The sequence below is a fragment of the Bacillus carboniphilus genome (assembly GCF_039522365.1).
In the GTDB taxonomy this organism is placed as follows: Bacteria; Bacillota; Bacilli; order Bacillales; family JC228; genus Bacillus_BF; species Bacillus_BF carboniphilus.
This window is the reverse complement of the sequence record NZ_BAAADJ010000004.1, coordinates 121,684-144,651: the sequence shown is the minus strand read 5'-3', so window position 1 is coordinate 144,651 and position 22,968 is coordinate 121,684. Positions and strand designations below refer to the sequence as shown.

18 protein-coding genes are annotated in these 22,968 nt (G+C 39.4%); 11 read left to right on the top strand and 7 right to left on the bottom strand.

The window, feature by feature from the left end; translation table 11 throughout:
- Positions 1-8: 8 nt before the first annotated feature.
- A complete protein-coding gene (locus ABDZ91_RS01945; RefSeq protein WP_343795840.1) occupies positions 9-953 on the top strand; it encodes a DMT family transporter in 945 nt (314 codons plus the stop codon).
- A gap of 55 nt (positions 954-1,008) precedes the next feature.
- On the opposite strand, the gene ABDZ91_RS01940 is transcribed toward ABDZ91_RS01945, so the two are convergent.
- From ABDZ91_RS01940 to ABDZ91_RS01930, 3 genes are read right to left on the bottom strand one after another with little or no spacing between them, the layout of a single operon-like run.
- Positions 1,009-3,168, bottom strand: coding sequence for a TRAP transporter permease (locus ABDZ91_RS01940; protein WP_343795838.1), 2,160 nt, complete (start codon positions 3,166-3,168; stop codon positions 1,009-1,011).
- A gap of 10 nt (positions 3,169-3,178) precedes the next feature.
- Entirely contained in the window at positions 3,179-3,655 is a 477-nt protein-coding gene (locus ABDZ91_RS01935; RefSeq protein WP_343795836.1) for a DUF1850 domain-containing protein, read from the bottom strand.
- Positions 3,656-3,697: 42 nt separating this feature from the next.
- Positions 3,698-4,702 (bottom strand): TAXI family TRAP transporter solute-binding subunit, encoded by a 1,005-nt coding sequence (locus ABDZ91_RS01930; RefSeq protein WP_343795833.1) that lies wholly within the window; start codon positions 4,700-4,702, stop codon positions 3,698-3,700.
- A 580-nt stretch (positions 4,703-5,282) separates the two neighbouring features.
- Between ABDZ91_RS01930 and ABDZ91_RS01925 the strand changes: the two genes are divergently transcribed.
- Positions 5,283-5,528, top strand: coding sequence for a hypothetical protein (locus tag ABDZ91_RS01925; protein ID WP_343795831.1), 246 nt, complete (start codon positions 5,283-5,285; stop codon positions 5,526-5,528).
- A gap of 137 nt (positions 5,529-5,665) precedes the next feature.
- Here the strand turns inward: ABDZ91_RS01925 and ABDZ91_RS01920 are convergent, their stop codons facing one another.
- Together ABDZ91_RS01920 and ABDZ91_RS01915 are read right to left on the bottom strand one after the other, a co-directional pair.
- A complete protein-coding gene (locus ABDZ91_RS01920) occupies positions 5,666-6,355 on the bottom strand; it encodes a response regulator (RefSeq protein WP_343795829.1) in 690 nt (229 codons plus the stop codon).
- Positions 6,324-7,958 carry an ATP-binding protein gene (locus ABDZ91_RS01915; RefSeq protein ID WP_343795827.1) on the bottom strand — a complete coding sequence of 545 codons (1,635 nt, stop codon included), beginning with the start codon at positions 7,956-7,958 and terminating at the stop codon, positions 6,324-6,326. The genes ABDZ91_RS01920 and ABDZ91_RS01915 overlap by 32 nt, the downstream gene beginning before the upstream one ends.
- A gap of 110 nt (positions 7,959-8,068) precedes the next feature.
- Here ABDZ91_RS01915 and ABDZ91_RS01910 point away from each other — a divergent pair, with 110 nt between their 5' ends.
- The 7 genes from ABDZ91_RS01910 to ABDZ91_RS01880 all read left to right on the top strand — a co-directional run bounded on the left by ABDZ91_RS01910 (position 8,069) and on the right by ABDZ91_RS01880 (position 19,045).
- Positions 8,069-9,121 (top strand): DctP family TRAP transporter solute-binding subunit, encoded by a 1,053-nt coding sequence (locus ABDZ91_RS01910; RefSeq protein ID WP_343795826.1) that lies wholly within the window; start codon positions 8,069-8,071, stop codon positions 9,119-9,121.
- Positions 9,122-9,347: 226 nt separating this feature from the next.
- Positions 9,348-9,791, top strand: coding sequence for a VanZ family protein (locus ABDZ91_RS01905; RefSeq protein WP_343795824.1), 444 nt, complete (start codon positions 9,348-9,350; stop codon positions 9,789-9,791).
- A gap of 117 nt (positions 9,792-9,908) precedes the next feature.
- Positions 9,909-11,645 carry a phospho-sugar mutase gene (locus tag ABDZ91_RS01900; protein WP_343795822.1) on the top strand — a complete coding sequence of 579 codons (1,737 nt, stop codon included), beginning with the start codon at positions 9,909-9,911 and terminating at the stop codon, positions 11,643-11,645.
- Between the two features lie 158 nt (positions 11,646-11,803).
- Entirely contained in the window at positions 11,804-14,098 is a 2,295-nt protein-coding gene (locus tag ABDZ91_RS01895) for an MASE3 domain-containing protein (RefSeq protein WP_343795819.1), read from the top strand.
- Positions 14,099-14,266: 168 nt separating this feature from the next.
- Positions 14,267-15,193, top strand: coding sequence for a manganese-dependent inorganic pyrophosphatase (locus ABDZ91_RS01890; RefSeq protein ID WP_343795816.1), 927 nt, complete (start codon positions 14,267-14,269; stop codon positions 15,191-15,193).
- Between the two features lie 233 nt (positions 15,194-15,426).
- A complete protein-coding gene (locus tag ABDZ91_RS01885) occupies positions 15,427-17,091 on the top strand; it encodes a diguanylate cyclase domain-containing protein (RefSeq protein ID WP_343795815.1) in 1,665 nt (554 codons plus the stop codon).
- A 253-nt stretch (positions 17,092-17,344) separates the two neighbouring features.
- Positions 17,345-19,045, top strand: a complete 1,701-nt coding sequence (locus ABDZ91_RS01880) for an HD domain-containing phosphohydrolase (protein WP_343795814.1) — start codon at positions 17,345-17,347, stop codon at positions 19,043-19,045.
- A 51-nt stretch (positions 19,046-19,096) separates the two neighbouring features.
- Here ABDZ91_RS01880 and ABDZ91_RS01875 read toward each other — a convergent pair whose 3' ends face one another.
- Positions 19,097-19,720, bottom strand: a complete 624-nt coding sequence (locus ABDZ91_RS01875; RefSeq protein WP_343795813.1) for an HD-GYP domain-containing protein — start codon at positions 19,718-19,720, stop codon at positions 19,097-19,099.
- Between the two features lie 170 nt (positions 19,721-19,890).
- Entirely contained in the window at positions 19,891-20,136 is a 246-nt protein-coding gene (locus tag ABDZ91_RS01870) for a hypothetical protein (protein WP_343795812.1), read from the bottom strand.
- A 201-nt stretch (positions 20,137-20,337) separates the two neighbouring features.
- Here ABDZ91_RS01870 and ABDZ91_RS01865 point away from each other — a divergent pair, with 201 nt between their 5' ends.
- Together ABDZ91_RS01865 and ABDZ91_RS01860 are read left to right on the top strand one after the other, a co-directional pair.
- On the top strand, positions 20,338-21,036 hold the full coding sequence (locus tag ABDZ91_RS01865; RefSeq protein WP_343795810.1) for a gamma-glutamyl-gamma-aminobutyrate hydrolase family protein: 699 nt from the start codon (positions 20,338-20,340) through the stop codon (positions 21,034-21,036).
- A 554-nt stretch (positions 21,037-21,590) separates the two neighbouring features.
- Positions 21,591-22,541, top strand: a complete 951-nt coding sequence (locus ABDZ91_RS01860) for a ribose-phosphate diphosphokinase (RefSeq protein ID WP_343795808.1) — start codon at positions 21,591-21,593, stop codon at positions 22,539-22,541.
- Positions 22,542-22,968 lie beyond the last annotated feature (427 nt).

Here is a 22,968-nt window from a genome sequence, read left to right as displayed (position 1 = left end):
TTGATGTAGTGAAGGATCTTCGGATTTATATTATTTTGACGATTGTTATGTTTGTGTGGGGTGTGAATTTACCGATTGTAAAGTATCTCACTGCACAGATGGGTCCCGTGACCATGACGGCTTTGCGAATTTTGATTGCAGCTACTACGGTCTTCATCATTCTCGCCATTATGGGTCTAATACGGAAACCCTCCCGAAAAGAGTGGCTTTACATTGGTTTAGGTGCAGTATTGAATGTTGCACTTCATCATTATTTTATTTCAGTTGGTTTAACTATGACTTCTGGTACAAACGCAGGCTTAATTCTAGGAACCGGCCCCATGTTAACAGCCATTTTTGGATCTTTGATACTTCGCTTGTTCCCAACTAAACTGCAGTGGATTGGTTTCTTACTTGGCCTCTCGGGAGTATCCTTAACCGTCATTGCTGGAAATGGTGGGGCCTCTTCTGTATCCCTTGGAGACCTGTTTGTGTTTCTCGCCATTTTTGCACAGGTTCTAAGCTTTATGGTTATTACAAAAGCTGCGAAAACAATGGATCCTAGGCTACTAACGGCATACATGTTCTTATTCGGATCCATTCTCCTCTTCATAACAGGTTTCATTCAGGAACCAGGGGAAATGGCAGCATTCGCTACAGTACCTGGCGTTTTCTGGTTAGCGATCCTAGCATCGGGAATGGGGGCCACAGCTGTTGGTCATATGCTCTACAACTTCTCCATAGGAATTGTAGGTCCGTCGAAGTCAGCCATTTTTATCAACCTAAACACGGTATTTTCCTTAATTGGAGCAGCCATCCTGTTAAATGAAAAAATCACAAGTATACACTTAATCGGTCTCGTCCTAATTATCGGTGGGGTCTTACTTGGATCCGGTGCGGTTGAACAAATGATGAAAAATCGAAAAAAGAAAAAGGCAATCAGCACTAACGCAAAAGTAAAAGTGAATATATAGTGCAAAGAACACCATAAAAAGGGGCACCTCTCATTTTCGAGAAGTGCCCTTATTTTTATTTTGCCGAAACATTTGTGTTATTAGTTATATTTTTACCCTTATAGCTCCAGAAAAGGACAAGAACAAATGCTGTAAGTCCTACTAAATCCGTTACTAAACCTGGATAGATGAGTAGAAGTGCTGCAACGGCACTCACCAATCGTAACCAACCAGGAATGGCAACTTTCAAATATCCCTCTATCGCTACCGATAGGAGGAAGACCCCTATAATGGATGTTACAGATAGAACAAGTACATTCGTAAAGGTAGCATCGATGAACAACATTTCATGCGCAAACACGAACATGAACGGTACGATAAATCCAGCAATCGCAAGCTTCATCGCTTGGAAACCAGTCTTGTTCGGATCTCCACCACTCAAGCCTGCACCAGCAAAGGCTGCCAAGGCAACTGGAGGCGTGATGTTGGCAAATATACCGAAGTAGAATACAAACATATGCGCAATGAAAATTGCTGTTTCTGTTGAGCCAGCAAGCTCACGGAACAATGGAAGCTGAAGTAAAATCGGTGCAGCCATTGTACTTGTAATGATATAGGTTGGGATACTTGGAAGACCCATACCTAGGATGATGGACGTGACCATCGTAAGTAACAATGTAATGACCAATTGGATGAGTGGGCTATCAATCGCCGCTCCAATTCCAACAATACTGTTCGCAAGCTCTAGTGCGACACCAGTTAGGGAAGCCACACCAACGACAATACCAACAGCTCCACACGCTACGGCAACTGGAATGGTTGTTTTCGCGCCTTCTTCTAAAGCCTGCATACAATCTTTCAAGCCCACAACTTCTGCCTCAAGCTTCATAGCTCTTCTTACTAGATTGATAGCAAGAGGGATTGCTATAATTAGTAGCATTTCCCACCAATCACTCTTCAGTGCTGGTGCGCCTTTGCCTGTTAAAAGACCAGTGATTTGAGGTTGGAAGATAAAGAATACGCCTAAACCAGACGCTAGCGTTAACATTTGTTTAGAACCAGAAATAATAACGGTTGCTAAAATGGACCAGAACGCTGCGTAGAATGGTGTTTTACCAGAGAATAATAGATATAAAAGAATGAACATTGGTATCAATAGATGCCCACGTTCAGCCAACACTTCTTTTACAGAAGGAAGCTCTGACTTTGGAATTCCAGTTAAGCCACGTTTAGAAGCTCTAAAGTGCACTTGTAGTAAAATTCCAATGTAGAAAAGGAGTGCTGGGATAATTCCGGCTAAAATAATTTTTGTATAAGGGACACCTAAGTTTTCCGCCATGATAAAGGCAGCAGCACCCATGATTGGAGGGAGGATTTGTCCACCCACACTGGCAGCTGATTCAACGGCTCCAGCAAAGTTCTTGTGGTACCCGATTTTTTTCATTAAAGGAATCGTGAATGCACCCGTCGTTACAACGTTTGCTACAGCGGAACCGTTAATAGAACCGAGGAATCCACTTGCAATAACGGCTACTTTTGCAGGTCCACCCTTTGTATGTCCAGCAATCGCTAGAGCTAAATCATTGAACAATCTTCCCATTCCTGAACGTGCCAGAAATGCTCCAAACAGGATGAACAAGATAATGTAGCTAGCAGATACTCCAATAGCTGTACCTAAAATACCTTCCGTAATATACACGAGCTGTGAAATCACTTTTTTCGTAACGGTAAGGGTAATTTGAGAGTTTAGCTCTGGATAAATCGAAAGCTTCACCCAAACTCCATATACTAGGAAACCTGTTGCTAATAAAGTTAATCCCCATCCCGTTACACGGCGAGTTAACTCAAGTAGCAAAACAAGAATAACAATACCTACGTAAAAATCTAAATCAGTAATCCTTCCGCCTGTCATGGCAATACGTTCAGCACTTTCGAACATATAAACACCAGCGGCTAGTGCAATGGCTCCTAAAATATAATCATAAAACGGAACCGGTTTACCTTTTCCTTTTTTAAGGAAAGGGTATAAGAAGAACCCGATAGCCATAAGGCCAAATAAGTGAATACTACGTTGTTTTACGTCAACAAGCGGTCCTGCGTAGGACGTATATAAATGAAATAGAGAGATCGCTACTGCAATCACAGTCAGGGTAATACCGATGATTTTCGGAAACTGAATTCTCGTATTTCCTTCACGGTCTAACTCTTCCACATTGATCTTCTTTTCTTTAGCCATGATGTTCACCTCACTTAACTTTTACAAGACGTACCATTAGTTGATAGAGTGGGACTTTTTGAACTTTAACCTCATAGGATACTTGTGGCTCGAGTGTCAAATAGGAGCCTTTTATTTGAAAGCGATGATTGGTTGTTTTTCCTGTTTGAAAGCGTAATGTTTCCCCAATAGGCTGGTTGATGTCTGTCATATAGACCCATCCATCCTTGATAAATGTATTTTCACCCGCATCATTTGGCACACCAGCTCCAAAGGTTTTAAAACGTGTTGATTCAATCAAAATGGTGTCGTCTTTAATAATAAAAAATTCTTCCCAATCTTCTTTCTCTACGGAATGGGTCCAACGAATGGAAAATGGTTGGTTTTTAAGAAATGGTTCGATTCTAATGACTTCTGATTGAGTCGTTAGCATGAGGGCTGGAATCGGAATAAACAATAATAAAATAAAAGCAAGCAAACTACAAAGTAATAAGATTTTCTTTTTCATATTGTAAAAAAGGGCACCAAGGTTGATGCCCTCCTCATATTATTACTCAAGAATTCCTTTTTCTTCGTAGAACTTCTTCGCTCCTGGATGTAATGGAGCAATTAGACCTTTCGCGATGTCATCACGGCTAATTTCGTTTAGAGAAATAACCGCAACTGCATCAGATCCAAGGTAGTCATAGTAACGTTTCGTTAAGTCATACACTAGGTCTTCGCTAAGATCTTTAGAAACAGCAATCATGTTTTGGATTCCAACTGTCTCAACTTTTTCTTCAAGGTTGTACTTCGCTTCGTCACCAGCTTCGATTGTGTAAGGCTTGTAGAATGGATAAAGCTCGATTAGCTTATCAGCCAATTCACCTTTGATTTCAACGAAAACAACATCGTTTTGAAGCATTAAGTCTGTGATGTTACTATTTGGTACACCAGATGTAAAGAATGCAGCATCAAGTGTTCCGTTCTTCATTTCTTGTACACTATCTGCATAACCAGTGTGTGTTACTTTGCTAAGATCATCATAAGTTAAACCAGCAGCTTCTAGAACCTTTTGAGCACTTTGCTCAACACCAGAACCAACTTGTCCAACCCCAACTCTTTTACCTTCTAAATCTTCAATACTAGTAATTCCACTATCAGCCATTGCTACAACCTGTACTACGTTTTGGTACATACCAGCCATAGCTTGAAGGTCTACTGCATTACCTTCGAATTGACCAATTCCTTCTCTAGCATCATATACCACGTCACTCATCACAATGGCAACTTGGTTTAGGTTATCGTTAATGTTTTGGATATTGGCAACAGAAGCACCAGTAGATTCAACTGTTACATTTCCAACTAAATCACTTTCTTCAAAAATAGGCTTTAAAGATCCACCAATTGCGTAGTAAGCACCAGATGTTCCACCAGTACCGAATACGATTGATTCGCTAGAAGAAGAGCTTCCTCCATCAGTGTCTCCACCATTACCTGCATCATCTGAGCCGCCGCAAGCAGCTAGAATTAAAGAAAAGATAGCTAAAATGGCAACTAACTTAAACTTCTTCATTTAGAAAATCCCCCTTATATATGTTGTAAGTTTCATGTTACCGCTTTCATAGGGTTTTTGGGATATTTCGAACTTATTGAACATTTTGGTCTTTTTGGTCGTGGGTTGGCGAGGTTATGAATCTTTGCAACTAATAGGGGGTGTGAATTCAGAGCTCTGGGGTGTGAATTCGGAACTCGGGGGTGTGAATTCGGGACTCAGGGGTGTGAATTAGAACTCGGGGGTGTGAATTCGGGACTCAGGGGTGTGAATTCGGGACTCAGGGGTGTGAATTCGGGACTCAGGGGTGTGAATTCGGGACTCAGGGGTGTGAATTCGGAACTCAGTGGTGTGAATTCAGAACTTAGGGGTGGAAATTCGGAACTCAGGGGTGTGAATTCGGAACTCGGGGGTGTGAATTCGGAACTCGGGGGTGTGAATTCAGAACTTAGGGGTGTAAATTCAGAACTCAGGGGTGAGAATTCAGAACTTAGGGGTAGGAATTCGGAACTTAGGGGCAGGATTTCAGAACTAAGGGGTGGGAAATCGGAACTCAAGGTTGTGAATTCAGAACTTAGGGATTGTAATTCAGAACTCGGGGTTGGCTGTCGGGAATTTTACTAGGTCTATCGGAAAAGATGGGGAGGCTATCGGAAACTTTGCTGGGTCTATCGGAAATGATGGGTTGGCTATCGGAAACTTTGCTGGGTCTATCGGAAAAGATGGGGAGGCTATCGGAAATATTGCCGGGTCTATCGGAAAAAATGGGTTGGCTATCGGAAATTCTGCTGGGTCTATCGGAACCTTTACTTCTGCTATGGCAATAAAGGTGCATTTCCTGGAATGAAGGTGCAATTCCTGGAATGAAGGTGCAATTCCGGGAACGAAGGTGCAATCACCACCAAATTTACAAAAACCAACCTAATTATATACAAAAAAGCCTACCGGAGACACATCATGCCCCATAGGCTTCCCATCCACCCATCAAACCCACTGATACCGATTAATCGGCCGACCAATACTTCCATATTCCACAACCAGCTTAACTTGTCCACTTTTTTGTAAGTATTCTAGATACCGCCGGGCCGTCACACGTGCTATGCCAATCCGCTCAGCCGTTTCCTCTGCTGACAAGGGTGATCCCTCTTTAGACAACAATTGAATAATTTGCTGCAAGGTTTGCTGATTTAATCCTTTTGGCAAGTCATCATTTAAATTCGCATGAGGATTAGAGGGGATCAGGCCACGAACATGGTCCAAATCCTGTTGTTCAATCGGTTTGTCTCCCATCAATTCATCTTTAAAGGCTTTATATTGTAAAAGTGCTTGCTTTAAACGTTCAAACTTAAATGGCTTAATTATATAATCGAAGGCACCATAGCGTTTCATTGCAAGGATCGTTTCTTTATCCTGGGCGGCTGTCACGACGATGACATCCACATTGAAATCTTGACTACGAATTGCCTGTAAGGTCTCAATTCCATTTTGCTCAGGCATAAAATTATCGAGTAGAATTAAATCTGGTTGTACATTTTTGAGCTGCTCTAACCCAGCGACACCATTGGAAGCAGCAGCGCACACATGAAACCCAGACAGTCGTTCAATGAAGCTTCGATTCACCTCTTGAACCATCGGATCATCTTCAATTAACATGATTTGAATGTCCCTCGTCATCCTCCAACCCTCCATTCATCGGAAAATTCAATGAAAACTCTGTTCCTTCGCCTAAACGGGATTGAACAAAAATCTTACCTCCCGATTTTTCAATGATCTTTTTAATCAAATATAAACCAATTCCTGAGCCTTCTTTTCCTTTGGTCGTAAACCCTTTATCAAAAATATAAGGGAGGTGCTCTTCAGCAATTCCGCTACCGTTATCTTCTATTACAATGTGAAGTTTGTTATCAGTTTCTTCTATTATAACGTGTACCAGCTTCTTTTCCTTCCGAGAACCCTTCAAAGCAAAAAAAGCATTTTCTATCAAATTCCCTAAAACGACAACAAGGTCATGCTGGTCCAGAAGAGAAGGGAGCTTGGACAAAAAGCTATCCGGGTCAAACTTCAACTCAATCCCAAGTTCTTTACTGCGTCTAATTTTACCTAGTAACAATCCGGTCAGATTATCATTTTTAATCCTGTCCGTTAAGAACTTAATCATATTCGCTTCTTCTTCAGTGGACTGAAAAATGTAATTCAGTGCTTTTTCCCCTTCGTCCAACTGAATTAACCCTGCAACCGTATGAAGTTTATTTTGATGTTCATGGTTTTGAACTCTGAGAGCCTCGACAAACGTTCTTACACCCGTGAGCTCTTCAGCAAGCTTAGTCATATCAGTCCGGTCTTGAAAAATCGCCACCGCACCCACAACTTGTCCGTCTACCATAATCGGAACTCTGGAGCTTAGCACAATTTTTTCACCTAAGCGTAATTCCTCATGATAGATAGGTTCTTTTGAGGTAAGAGTATCTGGTAATTTGGTGTCGGGGAGAACTTCAGAAATCAGTTGGCCTTCCACATCCCCATCAATGGACAAGATTTCTTTCGCTTTTTCATTAAAAACAGTAACTCGTTTCTCGATATCAATTGCAATAATTCCTTCATTCATTGCTTGGAAAGTTGCAGTCCTTTCAACAAGTAGCTTAGCTATTTCATGTGGTTCAAGCTGAAAGGTTTCCCGTCTAATATGCCTTGCTAAAAGCCAGGACCCGATTATTCCAAAGAGAAGAGTAATCACACTCATGATAAAAAGCTCTTTTTTCATAGGACCAATAATTTCCCACACAGATGGAACAATCATTCCCACGATAACTACTCCAATTTGCTGGTGACTATCATTCATGATGGGAACAAAACCTCGTATAGCTGTTCCCAACTCTCCTTTTGCCTTACTAGTATAACTATGTTCTGCAAAAGCTGGCCCCTCGTCTTTACCAGAAGATAAAGTTCCGAGCATGTCTGGAGAGGGATGGGAGTATCGAATTCGATTCATATTTAAAACAACGATGTAATCCGAACCATTTACAGTTCGAATGTTCTCTACAATTGGCTGAATTTCTTTCCAGCCTTTTGATACACTAGAGGACTGAATATGTTCCTTTACAGTAGGAAGGTTCGCAACCGTACGCGAAATAAGCAGGGCTTGGTTTCCCAATTCATCTTCTCTGATCTCAATCACTTTTCCCACAAAAATAATCAGGGCGATTACTAGAGAAAATAAAACGACCCCAAAAGATAAGATTGTCATCTTCCAACGAATGGGCATATGCTTCGCAATCATCTCATCATAATTCCTTCCGATTTTCTACAATCTATTGTACCATCAGAATAGACAATCTGACAGGTGTCGGGCACGCCACGAAATTTTTTCGAATAGAAAGGGGGAAAACCATGCGGACATTTCTTTTCATATGTGTTGTGATTTTTTCCGGAATTGCGAGTGCATTTTTGGTGGGGTTTCAGCCAGAATCAGCCACACAGCCATTAGAATATGATGATGAACAAGAAAATCTAAAGAATCAAATCGTCATTAAAGTGAGTCATGTTGTGTCAGAAAACACACCAAAGGGTAAGGCCGTTCGGCGATTTAAAAATCTGGTAGAGAAAAATACAAATGGCCATGTGAAAGTAGAAATTTATCCAAATGGTTCACTCTATTCAGATATTAACGAGTGGAATGCCCTCAAGAATAATAATGTTCAGATGATCATCCCAGCGACATCCAAAATTTCACCCTATGTACCAGAATTCCAAGTGTTTGACCTGCCTTTTGCTTTTAATGACTATGAACAGGTAGAAGAAGCTTTTACAGGAAAAATTGGAAAAACATTACTTGCAAGGCTTGAAAATCAAGAGGGTGTGAAGGGTCTAACCTTTTGGTACAACGGGTTTAAGCAAATAACCAATAATAGACGGCCACTTGTGTCACCAGGAGATTTCAACCGTCTTCACTTCCGAACCATGCCAGGTGACATCATCCAGGATCAATACCAAGCATTAGGTGCCGCTACAAGCTCTTTACCGTTCAATAAGACGTATGAAAATCTGCAGGTCGGATTTATTGATGGTCATGAGAATACCATTTCAAATATTTACTCTAAAAAGTTATTTGAAAACCAAAACTACTTAACCGTTAGTAACCATAGCTACCTTGGGTACGTTGTCGTAATGAACCAAGAGTTCTGGGATAAGCTTCCCGAGGTATATCAAGTCGAAATCGAAGAGGCACTTAAACAGACGACGGACTGGATCAGACGCCATTCGATTGAAATAAACGACCAACATATGAGAGAACTGAAACTAAATACATCCCTTAACATTCACATCTTACTGGATTGGGAAAAAGAAAAATGGATGGAAAACTTAAAGCCGATCTATGATAAATACGAATCAGTTATTGGAAAAGAATTGATGAAAGAAGTGCAGAGAATTCGGGATTCGTGATTTTCGAAAGGGACTAGTCACGCCCCGAATTTTTTGTTGCAAAGTTTATACAAACGTTTGTTTAATTGCTGGAACTTAACGGACACAAGGGATACAGGAGTTTAAACAAACGTTTGTTTAATAAATAGGATATGTACCTGAAAAATAGAGAGGACCAACCCTCCAGTATAACAACCACCCCAAAATCCCATAATGGTAAAAAACACTATGGGAGAACAGACTACTCATGACACAGGCAATCAAAGTGATAACCGCAATCACATGTGCAGTCGCGATTTTTTTATTTACCAGTACCTCAAGTCTAGAGGCGCTACTTAGCCAAGGCACCATACACTTTAAAATAAATCACAACATCCAATTCAACCAACTTCTAGATTTTCCATCAACCATCGAAGCCGACTATATCTGGAGAAAAATAGGACATGCCCTATGCTTTTTTATCCTGACCCTTTTACTTCTATCTATTTGTAATTGGATCAAGGTTTTGACGATTGGGATATGCCTAGCGGTAGTGACGGAATTACTTCAACCCCTTTTTTCAAGAGATGGCCGGATCCTAGATATGGTGTGGGATACGGCAGGAATTCTAATGGCTATTATTTTTTACATCCAAATCTACTCCAAAACAAAAAAACAAAGTCCAACCAACCGAACCTTTGAGGAAAGTTGAAACCGTCACATCGCATCCAGCCTTTAGTAATTTCGCACATTTTATCATTATAAAAAGACGGTAGGATGAATTTTATAGTATGATATAGGAAGAAAAAATAGCAGGGAGTTGTGCAGAATGTCATGGGAAAATGAGTATAAAAGATGGGTGCAATTTGAAGAGTTAGATTCAGAATTGAAAACCAAATTGTCTGCTATGAACGAGAAGGAAAAAGTGGACAGTTTTTATAAACATTTAGAGTTTGGTACAGGTGGCATGCGTGGGGAGCTTGGCCCTGGTACAAATCGGATGAACATTTACACAATTAGACGTGCCGCTGAAGGACTCTCGAAATACATCACTGAGCAAGGGGAAGAGGCGAAACAACGTGGTGTTGCTGTAGCTTACGATTCCCGTTACCAATCTCCAGAGTTTGCTTTAGAAGTGGCAAAGACGGTGGGTAAATATGGAATTAAGTCCTATGTATTTGAAAGCTTGCGACCAACCCCTGAGCTATCATTTGCAGTACGTTATCTACAAGCATATGCAGGCGTGGTCATTACGGCCAGTCATAATCCACCTGAATACAACGGCTTCAAGGTTTACGGAGAAGATGGTGGACAGATTCCACCAGAAGCGGCTGAAACGATTATTCGCTATGTGAATCAGGTTGAAAATGAACTAACGGTAGAAGTATCTGAAGAGAAGGAACTACTAGATGCTGGTACCCTTCAATATATTGGGGAAGAATTGGACCAAGCCTACCTTGAAAAATTGAAGACGATTCAGCTAAACCGTGATGTCGTCAGTCAAGTTAGTAAAGATCTGAAAATTGTATTTACACCGCTTCATGGTACGGCTAACCACCCTGTTCGCGATGGGTTAAAAGCGTTTGGGTTTGAAAACGTAACGGTTGTCAAAGAACAAGAGCAACCAGATCCTAATTTCTCAACGGTTGAATCACCAAACCCGGAGGAGCATGCTGCATTTGCAATAGCTATTCAATACGGGAAAGAAATAGATGCGGACATCTTGCTTGGAACGGATCCAGATGCTGACCGTCTAGGAGTAGCTGTAAAGAACGAAGCTGGGGAATATGTCGTTCTGACAGGGAACCAAACAGGTGCACTCATGCTTCATTATCTTCTATCTCAAAAGAGAAAAAACGGAACATTACCTAGTAATGGTGCAGTCCTAAAAACGATTGTTACTTCTGAACTTGGCCGTGCGATTGCGGAATCATACGACCAAACGACGATTGATGTATTAACTGGATTTAAATTTATCGGTGAAAAGATAAAGGAATATGAGTCTACTGGTGAGCATAGCTTCCAATTTGGTTATGAGGAAAGCTATGGATATTTAATAGGTGACTTCGTCCGTGACAAAGACGCTGTTCAAGCAGCTCTTTTCGTGACAGAAGTGGCAGCTTATTATAAATCTCAAGGTAAGACATTGTATGATGGACTTCTTGAGATCTATGAAAAATTTGGCTTCTACCGTGAAGGACTAAAATCCCTAACACTAAAAGGAAAAGATGGGGCGGAGCAAATACAGGGAATTCTCGAGAGCTTCCGTCAAGATCCTCCTACATCGGTCAATGGTATCCAGGTGCTTGCTGTTGAAGATTATAAATCAACGGAGCGGACAGACCTATTAAATGGTGAGAAGACTGCTATCCAGCTCCCGTCTTCCAATGTATTAAAATACTACTTGGAAGACGGTTCATGGTTCTGTGTTCGTCCATCTGGAACAGAACCAAAATGTAAATTTTACTTTGCTGTAAAAGGTACATCTCTTGCAGACAGCGAAGAACGATTACAAAGCCTTACAGCCTCCGTAATGAAAAAGGTAGAGGGGCTAGTTAAAGCATAGAGATTCAAAAAGGTAGGGGATTATACCCCTGCCTTTTTCCTAATAAACATATTTCCACTGTGGCATAATTTCCAGATTCTAAAAATCATAAAGGATTTCCCTAGTTCTTGTCGAAAATTAAAGTGAATTGTCTATATCTACATATCGCGAGGTTATTTATGCCAGAAACCACTAAAAGAATGAAATCTCTTTTTGTAACCATAGTCTCAGCTCTTTTGATTGTTTCATTTCTACAGGTTGCCTTTCATCAACAATTTTTGAACTTTTATAATGCTGAAAATGCCATCATCGTTCATAATATCTTGGAGATATTTAGTATATGCGTCTCATTTGCTATTTTTACGTACGGCTGGTTCGTTTTCAGGGAAACTCACAGTAAAATGTACCTCATGGTAGCTTCCATTTTTCTAGCTGTTGCACTATTAGACCTCATGCACGTCATCACGTATGAAAAAACATATCATTTAGCCGTCGATCATTCTGGACAAATGACGGTTTGGTTTTGGATAACCGCTAGATTGACAGAGTCTCTCGGATTGCTGTGGGTACTTCTCCATAAAGAGAAAGAGAGTCAGCATACAAACCAAGGATGGATTTTCTTTAGTGCATTTATATATGTTTGCGTTATTTCTAGTAGCATCTTTCTTTTTCATCCGTATTTTCCTGCAATCATTCAATCTAATAGTGGTCCGACTCCACTAAAGATTGGTATAGAATACTTTGTCGGACTAACCCAGCTACTTGCCATTTTCATAGCCTATCGAAAGTATAGAGAGGCCCAAGAGTCTTTTCATATATTGTTAATGCTAGCGTGTAGCTTTTTGCTGTTAAGCGAACTTTTATTAACTCTCTATACGCATGTGAATGATATTGAGATTATATGGGCCCATTTCTATAAAGTCATCGGATATATCTTGTTCTTAAATGCCTTCTATTTTTCAAAGCTACGATTAACTTATACTATGAAAAATAAGGTGGAGAAGGACTTAAAGAAAGCTAAGGGTCAGTTGGAGTCATTTTTCCAGTATACACCGGATGCGATTATTATCTTAGACACGAAAGGAACAATCCTGAGCGTCAACCCGAGCTTCGAGAAAATTTTTGGCTGGAAATCAAAAGATGTTCTTGGGAAGCTGTTTATCAATCTGATGCCAGATCCTGAGATAAAAATGGATATTAAACAATTGTTTGAAAAGGTAGCTCTAGGTCAAAGCTTCATAGGGCATGAAGCGATTCGACAAAGACTTAATGGAGAGAAGTTTTTAATTAGTACAACGATATCACCGGTATGCAATGAAAAAGGGGAAATCACTCAAATTTCTGCAATCATTCGTGACATCACGAAACAAAGGGAAAGTGAAAATAGGGCGAGAAAAGCCGAGCAAGAATTAAAAGAGGCCGTTAGTAAACAAACAGGTATTATCATCAAATTTAAAAAAGAAAACAACCGATTTATCCATACTCTTTGTGATGGAAAACTGTTGGCCAATATGAATCTAACACCTGACATGGTGGTAGGCAAAGATCTATTTGAAATATTTGATGCAGAAACAGCAGGCTATATCTCAACCTATTACGAAATCGCCTGGGGTGGAGAAGAGGTTTCTTATGAGCTTTCAGCATTAGGTGCTATTTGTTTTGTTACACTTTCTCCTATTATTGTAGATGGAAAAGTCACAGAGGTTGTCGGTTCTTCCTTCGATATTAGCAAGCTAAAAACTACAGAAGATTTGTTACAAAAATCAGAAAAGCTAGCGGTTGTAGGGGAGCTTGCAGCAGGCGTAGCTCATGAAATTAGAAATCCATTAACAACATTAAAAGGGTTTGTTCAGCTTATGGGTGCAAACGTAGAACCTGAAAAGAAGGCATTTGTCGATCTCATGTTGTCAGAGTTAGACCGAATTGAAATGATTACGAATGAATTCATGGTAGTAGCAAAGCCTCAAGCGGTACGCTATCAAGAACATGACATAAAGGACTTAATCAGGCAGGTTCTATTATTTTCAAATCCTCAAGCAATCCTAAATAATGTAAGTATTGATGTTTCTTATTTAACACACGAAACCATTATTTTATGTGATGGGAACCAAATAAAACAAGTCTTTATAAACCTCATAAAAAATGCTTTCGAGGCTATGGGGGATGGTGGGGCTATTTCCATTGAGGTGTTACAGTCTGATGATTCCCAACTGCTGATTCGAATCACGGATACTGGAAGTGGTATTCCTGAAGAAATTATTCCAAAGCTTGGAGAACCATTCTATACGTTGAAGGAAAAAGGAACTGGACTCGGACTTATGGTTAGCTTTCGTATTATAGAGGCACATAAAGGAAGCATTCATTTTTCAAGTAAAGTGAATGAAGGGACAACAGTAGACATTAAATTACCGTATCCCAATCGATTTCTGAATGATAGCCCTCTCGAGGAGCTAGAGAGAATCGGGATTCAGTAAATCATGAGGAATCTCTGGAACTTTCAAGAAGTCCCGAGTATAATTTTATACGGGTGTTGTGAATAATCGACATAGGTGTTATTTATGTGTCAAAAAACATCCGGATTATAAAGTGATAACTTTTACATCTATAAAATAGAAGTGTACATAGGAAGGAGACGTTTTTTAATGAGTAAAGTTCTAGTATTTGGACATAAAAATCCAGACACAGATACAATCTGTTCAGCAATTGCCTATGCAGAACTAAAAAAACAATTAGGAATGGACGCAGAGCCTGTTCGCCTTGGAGCTCCTAATGGAGAAACTCAGTTCGCTTTAGATTCATTTGGTGTTGAGGTTCCACGACTTGTTGAGACCGTTGCAAATGAAGTGAGCGAGGTTATTCTTGTCGACCATAACGAGCGTCAGCAAAGTGTAAGTGATATCGATCAAGTTCGTGTACTTGAAGTCATTGACCATCACCGTATTGCAAACTTTGAAACAAGCGACCCTCTCTATTATCGTGCTGAGCCAGTTGGTTGTACGGCTACAATTTTACTGAAACTTTACAAGGAAAAAGGCGTAGAGATTCGCAAAGAGATTGCAGGTCTCATGCTTTCTGCTATCATCTCAGATTCCTTGTTATTTAAATCTCCAACATGCACAGATGAAGACGTAGCAGCAGCGAAGGAGCTAGCAGAAATAGCTGAAGTTGATGCTGAAAAATATGGATTAGACATGTTAAAAGCGGGTGCAGATTTAAGTGATAAATCCATTAAGGAATTGATCACTCTTGATGCGAAGGAATTCCAAATGGGAAGTGCAAAAGTCGAAATCGCTCAAGTCAATGCAGTTGATGTAAACGACGTACTATCTCGCCAAGCGGATGTTGAAAGTGAACTAAATGCAGTGATTGCCGAGAAAAACTTAGATCTATTCCTATTCGTTGTAACAGATATCTTGAACAACGATTCTGTAGGAATTGCTCTAGGTAACAAAGCATCGGCAGTAGAATCTGCATTTGGTGTAAAGTTAGATGATAACAAAGCAGTTCTAAAAGGCGTTGTTTCACGTAAGAAGCAAATCGTGCCTGTGTTAACGAATGCGCTAGTATAAAGAGGACCACTTAGGAGCTCTCCATTTCAATGGGGGGCTTTTTTTCATTGTTAGGAAATGAAAATGTCGGCTTTTATAGCCTATGCAGAAACCCGAATCCCCTTTAATAGGAACACATTCCTATTAGTATAAATGTTCATTAAATAGGAGGGCTGAGGGATACTATTAATTTGAAGAATAGTAGACAATACTAGGAGATGAAAAGCCAATATGTGGTAAAAGGGGGAGTAGGAGTGTTACATGCTGAAATGGTCAACTTGGATCATATTCTTATGGATGGATTACAAGATATGGTCTTTGTAGTGGGAGTAAATGAAAGGCATGAAATGTTTTATAAATATATTAATCGTATATCGATGGAAAAAACGGGGCTTACCAGGAATTGTTTGGGAAAATCCATTTATGATATTTACCCAAAGGAGAAGGCAGACTTCCTATACAGCCACTATTTTAAAGCGTTAACAACGTTAGAAGTTGTGACCTATGAGGATTCCTATCATTCCCCTGAAGGTGAAAAGTATTATTCTGAAACGAAGCTAACTCCTCTTAAAGATGAAAAAGGTCGTTGTTATCAAGTTGTGGCTGTTGTCCATGACATTACAGGGAAAAAACGAGCAGAGTTTGAATTAAAAGAGTACTGGAATTTAATAAGTGAAGGAAGACAGAGATATCGGTCCTTATTCGAATATAGCCTAGATGCTATGATTACACTGGACATGGACGCCAATGTATTGAATGGGAATCCAATGGTTGAAAGCGTGACAGGATATTCATTAACTGAGCTTATCTGTACATCTTTTTATACATTAGTGGATTTGGATAATTTTAGAGAATCCAAGCGTTTTTTTCAAATTGCTATGGACGGAACTCCTGTTACTTATAGAACAACCATCCTAAACAATGTTGGCCATTCTATTGAACTATCCGTTAAGTTTACTCCAATTATTATTAACGATGAGGTAACCGGTGTTTTTGGAATTTTAAGAGATGTCTCTGAAAATATAAATTTGAACAGAAAATATAAAGAGAGTGAAGACCGTTTCAAAATTATCGCAGAGCATGCCCATGATCTTATTACTTTATTGGATGCAAGAGGTGAAATAACGTATGCCTCACCATCCTACCAGACAGTCTTAGGCTTTGGAGATAAGGATTATGAAGGGAATTTATTTTCATATAATGTTCACCCTGACCAAGTACAGGAGCTTGAAGATTCTTTCATCCATTCCATAACGGAGGGTGTGCCTTGTAAACTTCAATTCCAGCAAAAACACAGGACAAAAGGTTGGATTTGGTTTGAACTACATGGAACCCCGGTATTTGACGATCGGAATAGATTTGTTCATATGGTGGTTGTGTCACGAGATATTACACTGCAAAAAGAATATGAATCAAAGCTGACCCATTTTGCCTTTCACGATTCTTTAACAGACTTGCCTAATCGACGTTACTTTAAAAAGGTTTTGACCGAGGCACTTGAGGAGCACCAAAAAAATCAAGTGGGATTAGCGGTTATGATGATGGATCTAGACAATTTTAAATGGGTGAACGATGAGCTAGGACACGACATTGGGGATGAAGTCATTAAGGAATTTGGAAGGAGAGTTCAACAAAATATAGGTGAAAATGATGTAGTCGCACGTTTAGGTGGAGATGAGTTTGTTGTCCTACTTCCAAATGTAAAATCCACTAGACAGGTAGAGGCATATGCTCAGCAAATATTACAAGCTATGCAGGATAAGTGGGAGATCAATGACTATGTCTTAGAAGTGAGTGCTAGTATTGGGATTGCAATTGCTCCCTTAGAAGGTGCGAGTGAATATTCCTTACTCAAAACTGCAGACGAAAGCCTTTATGAAGTAAAAGAAACAAGTAAGAATAGCTATGTAATTAAATGAATTAACATGATAAACGTGCCATTCTCCTAGGAGGATGGCATTTTTTATTCTCTTAAATTTTACTAGAGTACTTCTCATAGGAAAGGATTCCTATTGTTAAAAATAATAGAAAAATAGGAGTACTCAGGGATATGTAAAAATGCACAGAAGGTAGAAAATGAGCTTAGGAAATCGGTGAGATAAACATAAATGAATTTGTGACTCTATCAAAATACTATTTAAGACTAGGCTTTAGCTTAGAGGAGGGTGTCATATGCAAGTAGTTCCTATAAATTCATCTGTCATTGGTTCAGTTTTAATAGAAGACGTATACCAAGGGAAAACTCTTTTAGTACGCAAGGGGAATGTTCTTACAGCGAAAGTAGTAAATGAGCTAAAAAAAAGAGGAATTGAATCTATAAAAATTCTAAATAACATGGAATCTGAGACAGAACTACCACAACAAACATTTACTTTACACGAAGCTGATCTATTAGAGAGAAGAAAGCTCTTAAAAAGAGACTTTTACCAGGCTCTAACGGTTGTAGGTTCAGAGAAGAGATATGGTAAATTATTGTCTGATGCTAATGATTTTGCATTTGTAGAAGAACTATTTATACATGTAGCCCTTAATGAAAATGTGTACTCCTTACTGCAAACTTTAAAAAGTTGGGACAAATATTCATTCTATCATTCCTTCGACGTTTTTATCCTAGGGGCTCTGCTGTTAAAGAAATATAAAGTCCAACAAATTGAAACATTAGCGGCTGGGTTACTATTACATGACATCGGAAAAATTGAGATACCTCAAGAGATCTTATTAAAACCATCTAAGTTAAATAATTCTGAGTTTGAAAAGATAAAAAATCACACAATATTGGGATACCGGATATTGGAAAAATATAAGTTTCCTAAAAAAATCATGAATATGGCCAAGGATCACCATGAACGCATTGATGGTACAGGATATCCTGGAGGTGTGGACCAAAATCTTATTTCTCTAGAAGTTAGAATCTTGATGATCGTGGATGTCTATTCTGCTGTTACATTAGAAAGACCCTACCGACTACCATTTTCAGCAGCTAAAGCGATACAATTATTGCTGAATGATGCCAATCAGTTTGATTCAGATTGCTTAACGCAGTTTATTCATCTGCTCGCCATTTATCCCGAAAAGGCTATCGTGAAGCTTTCCAATAATAAAATTGCTCAGATTGTGAATGTAAAAGATTTTCATCCAACCATTCCACTAGTTCAAATTTTAGGGAACAAAGAAATTACTCAGTTACCGACGAATTATTCCGTAACTGTATCCAATTTACTTTCTTGGAATCGACAGGACCCGTCAGCAAATGAACAAGCGATCCATCAACTTCGTCAAGGTGAAAAGAAGAAAGTCATTTCTTTCTTCGAGAAAGCCGTAGATGGAAAGAATATAGAGTACTTTTATAAAAAAGCATCTGAACTCCTCCAAGAAATTGAGCTTCTATGGAAGAACAACAAGATTCCATTAGTAGAAAAGCATTTAGCAACAACTACTTTATGGGAAGTGTTAGATAGATTTTTAGAGTTTTATCATCGAGAAACAGACCTTTATTCTGGGCTCGTCATGACCACAACTATTGGGGCTGAACCATATTCGCTTTCTTTGAAAATCATTGCGGATTCATTGAAGCTCAATAAATGGAAGGTATTCAACATTGGATATGGCGTACCGAAAGAAGAGAAATTAGCTTTTATTCAATCAAATGAAGTAGATAAACTAGTCATTTCAATCCAAGATAAAAATAATGTAGCCTTACTACTTGAAACCTGTAGATGGCTAAAAAAGAAGCTTCCTAATTTGATTATTGTTACAACAGGTATAGAAATAGTAGAAAAAAAAGGAACGGGAATTGATTTTCACTCCAATAATTTTGAAGCTATTTTAGATTATATGAATCCTGTTGTGACCCAAATGGAAGAAGCATTATAGAAATAACCTATTATCCCCGTAAGAGGATAATAGGTTATTTATTTGCGTGACCTATAAAAAAATCTGAGTAATTTGCTTTGAATCAAACTCGTCATACCATAACGCCGGAAGGGCTAATTCTTCTAGGATGGAAATAAAGCTTTCAACTAAATCACCATCATATTGTTTCCATGCACCCCGTCGTAATTCAGAAACAGCATCCTCAGGAGACATAAATTCTTCCTGATAGCTTCTCTTTTCATATGTGATGGTGTCATAGGAGTCACAAACTCGAATGATTCGCCCTTGAATAGAGATTTTTTCACCCTTTAGTCCACGAGGATAGCCGGATCCGTCCCAATTTTCATGATGATCTCGAATAAAAAGAGCTGCGCGTTTATTATTTAATTCCTTCCGAACAATCAAATTTCCAATATGGCTATGACTCTGTACAATCGTTCTCTCTATATCTGAAAGCCGATCAGGTTTGAGTAAAATTTCATTAGCAATTCCCATCTTTCCAATATCGTGAAGGAGGGCTGCCGTGCGCAAATCTTCGTCATATACTCCCACTTTCTTCGCCAACATGGAAGATAAGTACATAACGCGAAAAGAATGATCCCGAAACGCTTGGATTGCTTTATTGTCTTTCGAAATCCTTTCTATAAGTGATTCTGGACACTTATGTATAGCCATCTCCTCCTGTCACAATAGAAATTAGTCTGTTTATCTAATCCCAAGGGATTGTGTCTGTTTTTGTCTATTAATAGGATATTCTAGTACTGAATAAAAATCAAAATAATTCGACAATTTTATTTCAGGTTGTGACTGGCACTACTGGATATTTTCATGCCTGTTCTTTGTGTCTACCTTTCTCTTGAATGATATATCTTACCCTCTTCATTTGGTAAAAGCTGACGCTCAACTTCTACATGTCCTGTAGGGTCATTTAATGGTGTTGGTACTTGTCCTTGAAAGGGAGGATCTTCATGAACGGAAGGGTATAAATTGTTATCACCGTTTGGATTTCTAGACAGATCATCATTGTGGAGACCACATGCCCATAAACCTATAATAACGAAAACTAAAAGAGAAACGCGTAATAGTATCAATGTAAGACACCCCGATTTAATTTACTCCCCCTAGTATCTACCATTACTTTCCAAAATATGTAGACTGGTGATAGGAAACTTTGTTGCTAGATACCTTCGTTGGAGCGTTGGCTGTAAAGGGGTTAAAATTTCAGGTGGTGACAGAGACGCGTCGAACGCGTACACTAGTTATAGATAGATATACAGAGAGGGGAAACATACATGAAACCGATGATTGGGATTACATCTCATGTGGAATTAGATTATAAGCACACGTTAAATCATGATTATATTCAAGCTGTAATTGATGCTGGTGGGCTTCCTGTAATTTTGCCTGTTGGGATTGATGAAGATGTCGATCAGCTTGTAGATAAATTGGATGGTTTCGTCGTTACAGGTGGAGGGGACATTGACCCAACATTATTTGGGGAGGAACCACACCGCAATTTAGGAGAGATTTCTCCTGGGAGAGATAGCTTTGAATTAGCCTTAATTAAGAAGGCACTTGAAGCAGATAAGCCAATTGTTGCGATTTGCCGCGGTATTCAAATCATGAACATTGCTGTTGGTGGAGATATGTACCAAGATATTTATGCACAAACGGACAATGAGCTCCTTCAGCACGGACAAAAAGCTACTCGTAATCACCTAGCTCATTTTGTACATGTGGAACCAGATAGTTTACTAGCTCAAATTGCTGACACAACAAAGTTTAAAGTAAATACTTATCATCACCAAGCAGTACGGAATGTGCCACTGCCATTTAAAATTTCAGGTACGGCTTCAGATGGAATCATTGAAGCGATTGAGAGCGTGGAGCACAAGTTTGTACTAGGTGTTCAATGGCATCCAGAAGGTCTTGCTTATAAAGGAGACGAAATTTCGAAGCGGATTTTTAGGAGATTTATTGAGTTTTGTTAATAGGAAGCAAGGTGAGGTAGACGACATAGTCTACCTCGTTTTTTGTTATTGATTCCTGATATCGAAGTTCAAGCGGACTCAGGTTCCGCTATTTTAATGAAAAGCCGGTTTTTGGGGTGTTAAACGGACACACGTTCCTCTATTCCTCAATTTTAAGGGTTATTTTGGCTCATTTGGGGGAGATAGCGGAACCTCTGTCCGGTTAACCATTGAAATCAGTCATATTTGCTTAAATAACGGAATCTCTGTCCGGGTTAAATTTCTGGTAGAACTATATGGCCCTAGATTCCGCTATCTTAGGAAATTTGGGTCGTACTTAGTACAACTTCGAAAAGCACCAGTCAAACAAAACTCCCCAAAAAATGAAAACGTCACCAAACTAACAAATGTTTCTACCTATAAACGGTGGAAACCCCTTTTAAAGAAAGGTATAATACCAATGGAAGAAAATTAGTAGTATCTATATATAAATCATACGGTGGACATGACTGTTCCTATCAACAAGATGGGTCCTCATCAATCCGTTGAAAATACTCACCTGGGAGGACGAACTAGTGGCTTTCGAATTAAAGAATTCATTTAAGATGTTTACTCTAAATTCTAATAGACAACTAGCAGAAGAGATAGCAAGCTTATTAGGTTGTGAGATAGGAAAAAGCTCTGTCACTCGTTTTAGTGATGGTGAAATTCAAATTAATATAGAAGAAAGTGTCCGTGGATGTGACGTATACCTTGTACAATCAACGTCTCAACCAGCTAATGAACACATCATGGAGCTTTTGATCATGATTGATGCTCTGAAGCGTGCATCCGCTAGTACCATTAATGTGGTTGTCCCTTACTATGGCTATGCTCGTCAAGACCGCAAAGCGCGTTCAAGAGAACCCATTACAGCTAAGCTCGTTGCCAACCTTTTAGAAACAGCTGGCGCTACAAGAGTCATTACGATGGACCTTCATGCACCACAAATTCAAGGTTTCTTTGACATCCCAGTTGACCAACTTCTAGGTGTGCCCATTCTTTCTGAGTACTTCATGAACAAAGGACTAGAAGATGTAGTAGTTGTCGCTCCAGACAACGGTGGTGTGGTAAGAGCTAGAAAAATGGCTAGTAACTTGAATGTTCCGATTGCTTTCATTGATAAGCGTAGACCTGAGCCAAACGTGGCTGAAGTGATGAACATCGTCGGTAACATTGAAGGCAAAAATGCGATCATCATTGATGACTTGATTGACACAGCCGGTACTATTACTTTGGCGGCTAATGCACTTATTGAAAAAGGCGCTAAAGCCGTTTATGCGTGCTGTACGCACCCAGTATTGTCTGGGCCTGCAATCAGCCGTATTGAAGGTTCGCCAATTAAAGAGCTAGTCGTTTCGAACACGATTCAGTTACCAGAAGAAAAACTAATTGATAAGATTACAATTCTATCAGTAGCACCATTATTATCCGATGCGATTGACCGCATTCACAACGAGAAACCTGTAAGTGTATTATTTGAATAAATAAACAGCCAGCTTGAGGGTGTTTCCTTTGAGGCTGGCTTTTTTTTATATTGATCTATACACTTATTTCAGTCAAAGATGAGTAAGTTCTGAATAATGGGCTGTAACTTCTGAATATGGAAGGATAAGTTCTGAATAGCCGCATTGCTGTGGGAAGTATCCGATAGCTGGCTAAAGTTTTCTGATAGAAGGCAAGAAATTTCTGATAGACCACTCAATTTTTCCGATAGAAGGCTCAGAGTTTCCGATAGCCGGCCCGAAATTTCTGATAGCCCCCCCAATTTTTCCGATAGCTGCCATAAAATTTCCGATAGCCCTCCAAGAGTTCCACTTGCCGCCTCAAAATTCCGATACCACACCAAAATATCCATTCCCCAATCACTGTTCCCGCCTCAAATAACCTGGCCATTATCAAAAAAAATTTTAG

Bases quoted from the DNA above. Each gene is read 5' to 3' on its own strand.
- ABDZ91_RS01940 (WP_343795838.1), bottom strand. From the start codon at position 3,168: ATGGCTAAAGAAAAGAAGATCAATGTGGAAGAGTTAGACCGTGAAGGA.
- ABDZ91_RS01890 (WP_343795816.1), top strand. From the start codon at position 14,267: ATGAGTAAAGTTCTAGTATTTGGACATAAAAATCCAGACACAGATACA.
- ABDZ91_RS01865 (WP_343795810.1), top strand. From the start codon at position 20,338: ATGAAACCGATGATTGGGATTACATCTCATGTGGAATTAGATTATAAG.
- ABDZ91_RS01910 (WP_343795826.1), top strand. From the start codon at position 8,069: ATGCGGACATTTCTTTTCATATGTGTTGTGATTTTTTCCGGAATTGCG.
- ABDZ91_RS01915 (WP_343795827.1), bottom strand. From the start codon at position 7,958: ATGATTGCGAAGCATATGCCCATTCGTTGGAAGATGACAATCTTATCT.
- ABDZ91_RS01880 (WP_343795814.1), top strand. From the start codon at position 17,345: ATGCAAGTAGTTCCTATAAATTCATCTGTCATTGGTTCAGTTTTAATA.
- ABDZ91_RS01900 (WP_343795822.1), top strand. From the start codon at position 9,909: ATGTCATGGGAAAATGAGTATAAAAGATGGGTGCAATTTGAAGAGTTA.
- ABDZ91_RS01895 (WP_343795819.1), top strand. From the start codon at position 11,804: ATGCCAGAAACCACTAAAAGAATGAAATCTCTTTTTGTAACCATAGTC.
- ABDZ91_RS01930 (WP_343795833.1), bottom strand. From the start codon at position 4,702: ATGAAGAAGTTTAAGTTAGTTGCCATTTTAGCTATCTTTTCTTTAATT.
- ABDZ91_RS01875 (WP_343795813.1), bottom strand. From the start codon at position 19,720: ATGGCTATACATAAGTGTCCAGAATCACTTATAGAAAGGATTTCGAAA.
- ABDZ91_RS01905 (WP_343795824.1), top strand. From the start codon at position 9,348: ATGACACAGGCAATCAAAGTGATAACCGCAATCACATGTGCAGTCGCG.
- ABDZ91_RS01920 (WP_343795829.1), bottom strand. From the start codon at position 6,355: ATGACGAGGGACATTCAAATCATGTTAATTGAAGATGATCCGATGGTT.
- ABDZ91_RS01935 (WP_343795836.1), bottom strand. From the start codon at position 3,655: ATGAAAAAGAAAATCTTATTACTTTGTAGTTTGCTTGCTTTTATTTTA.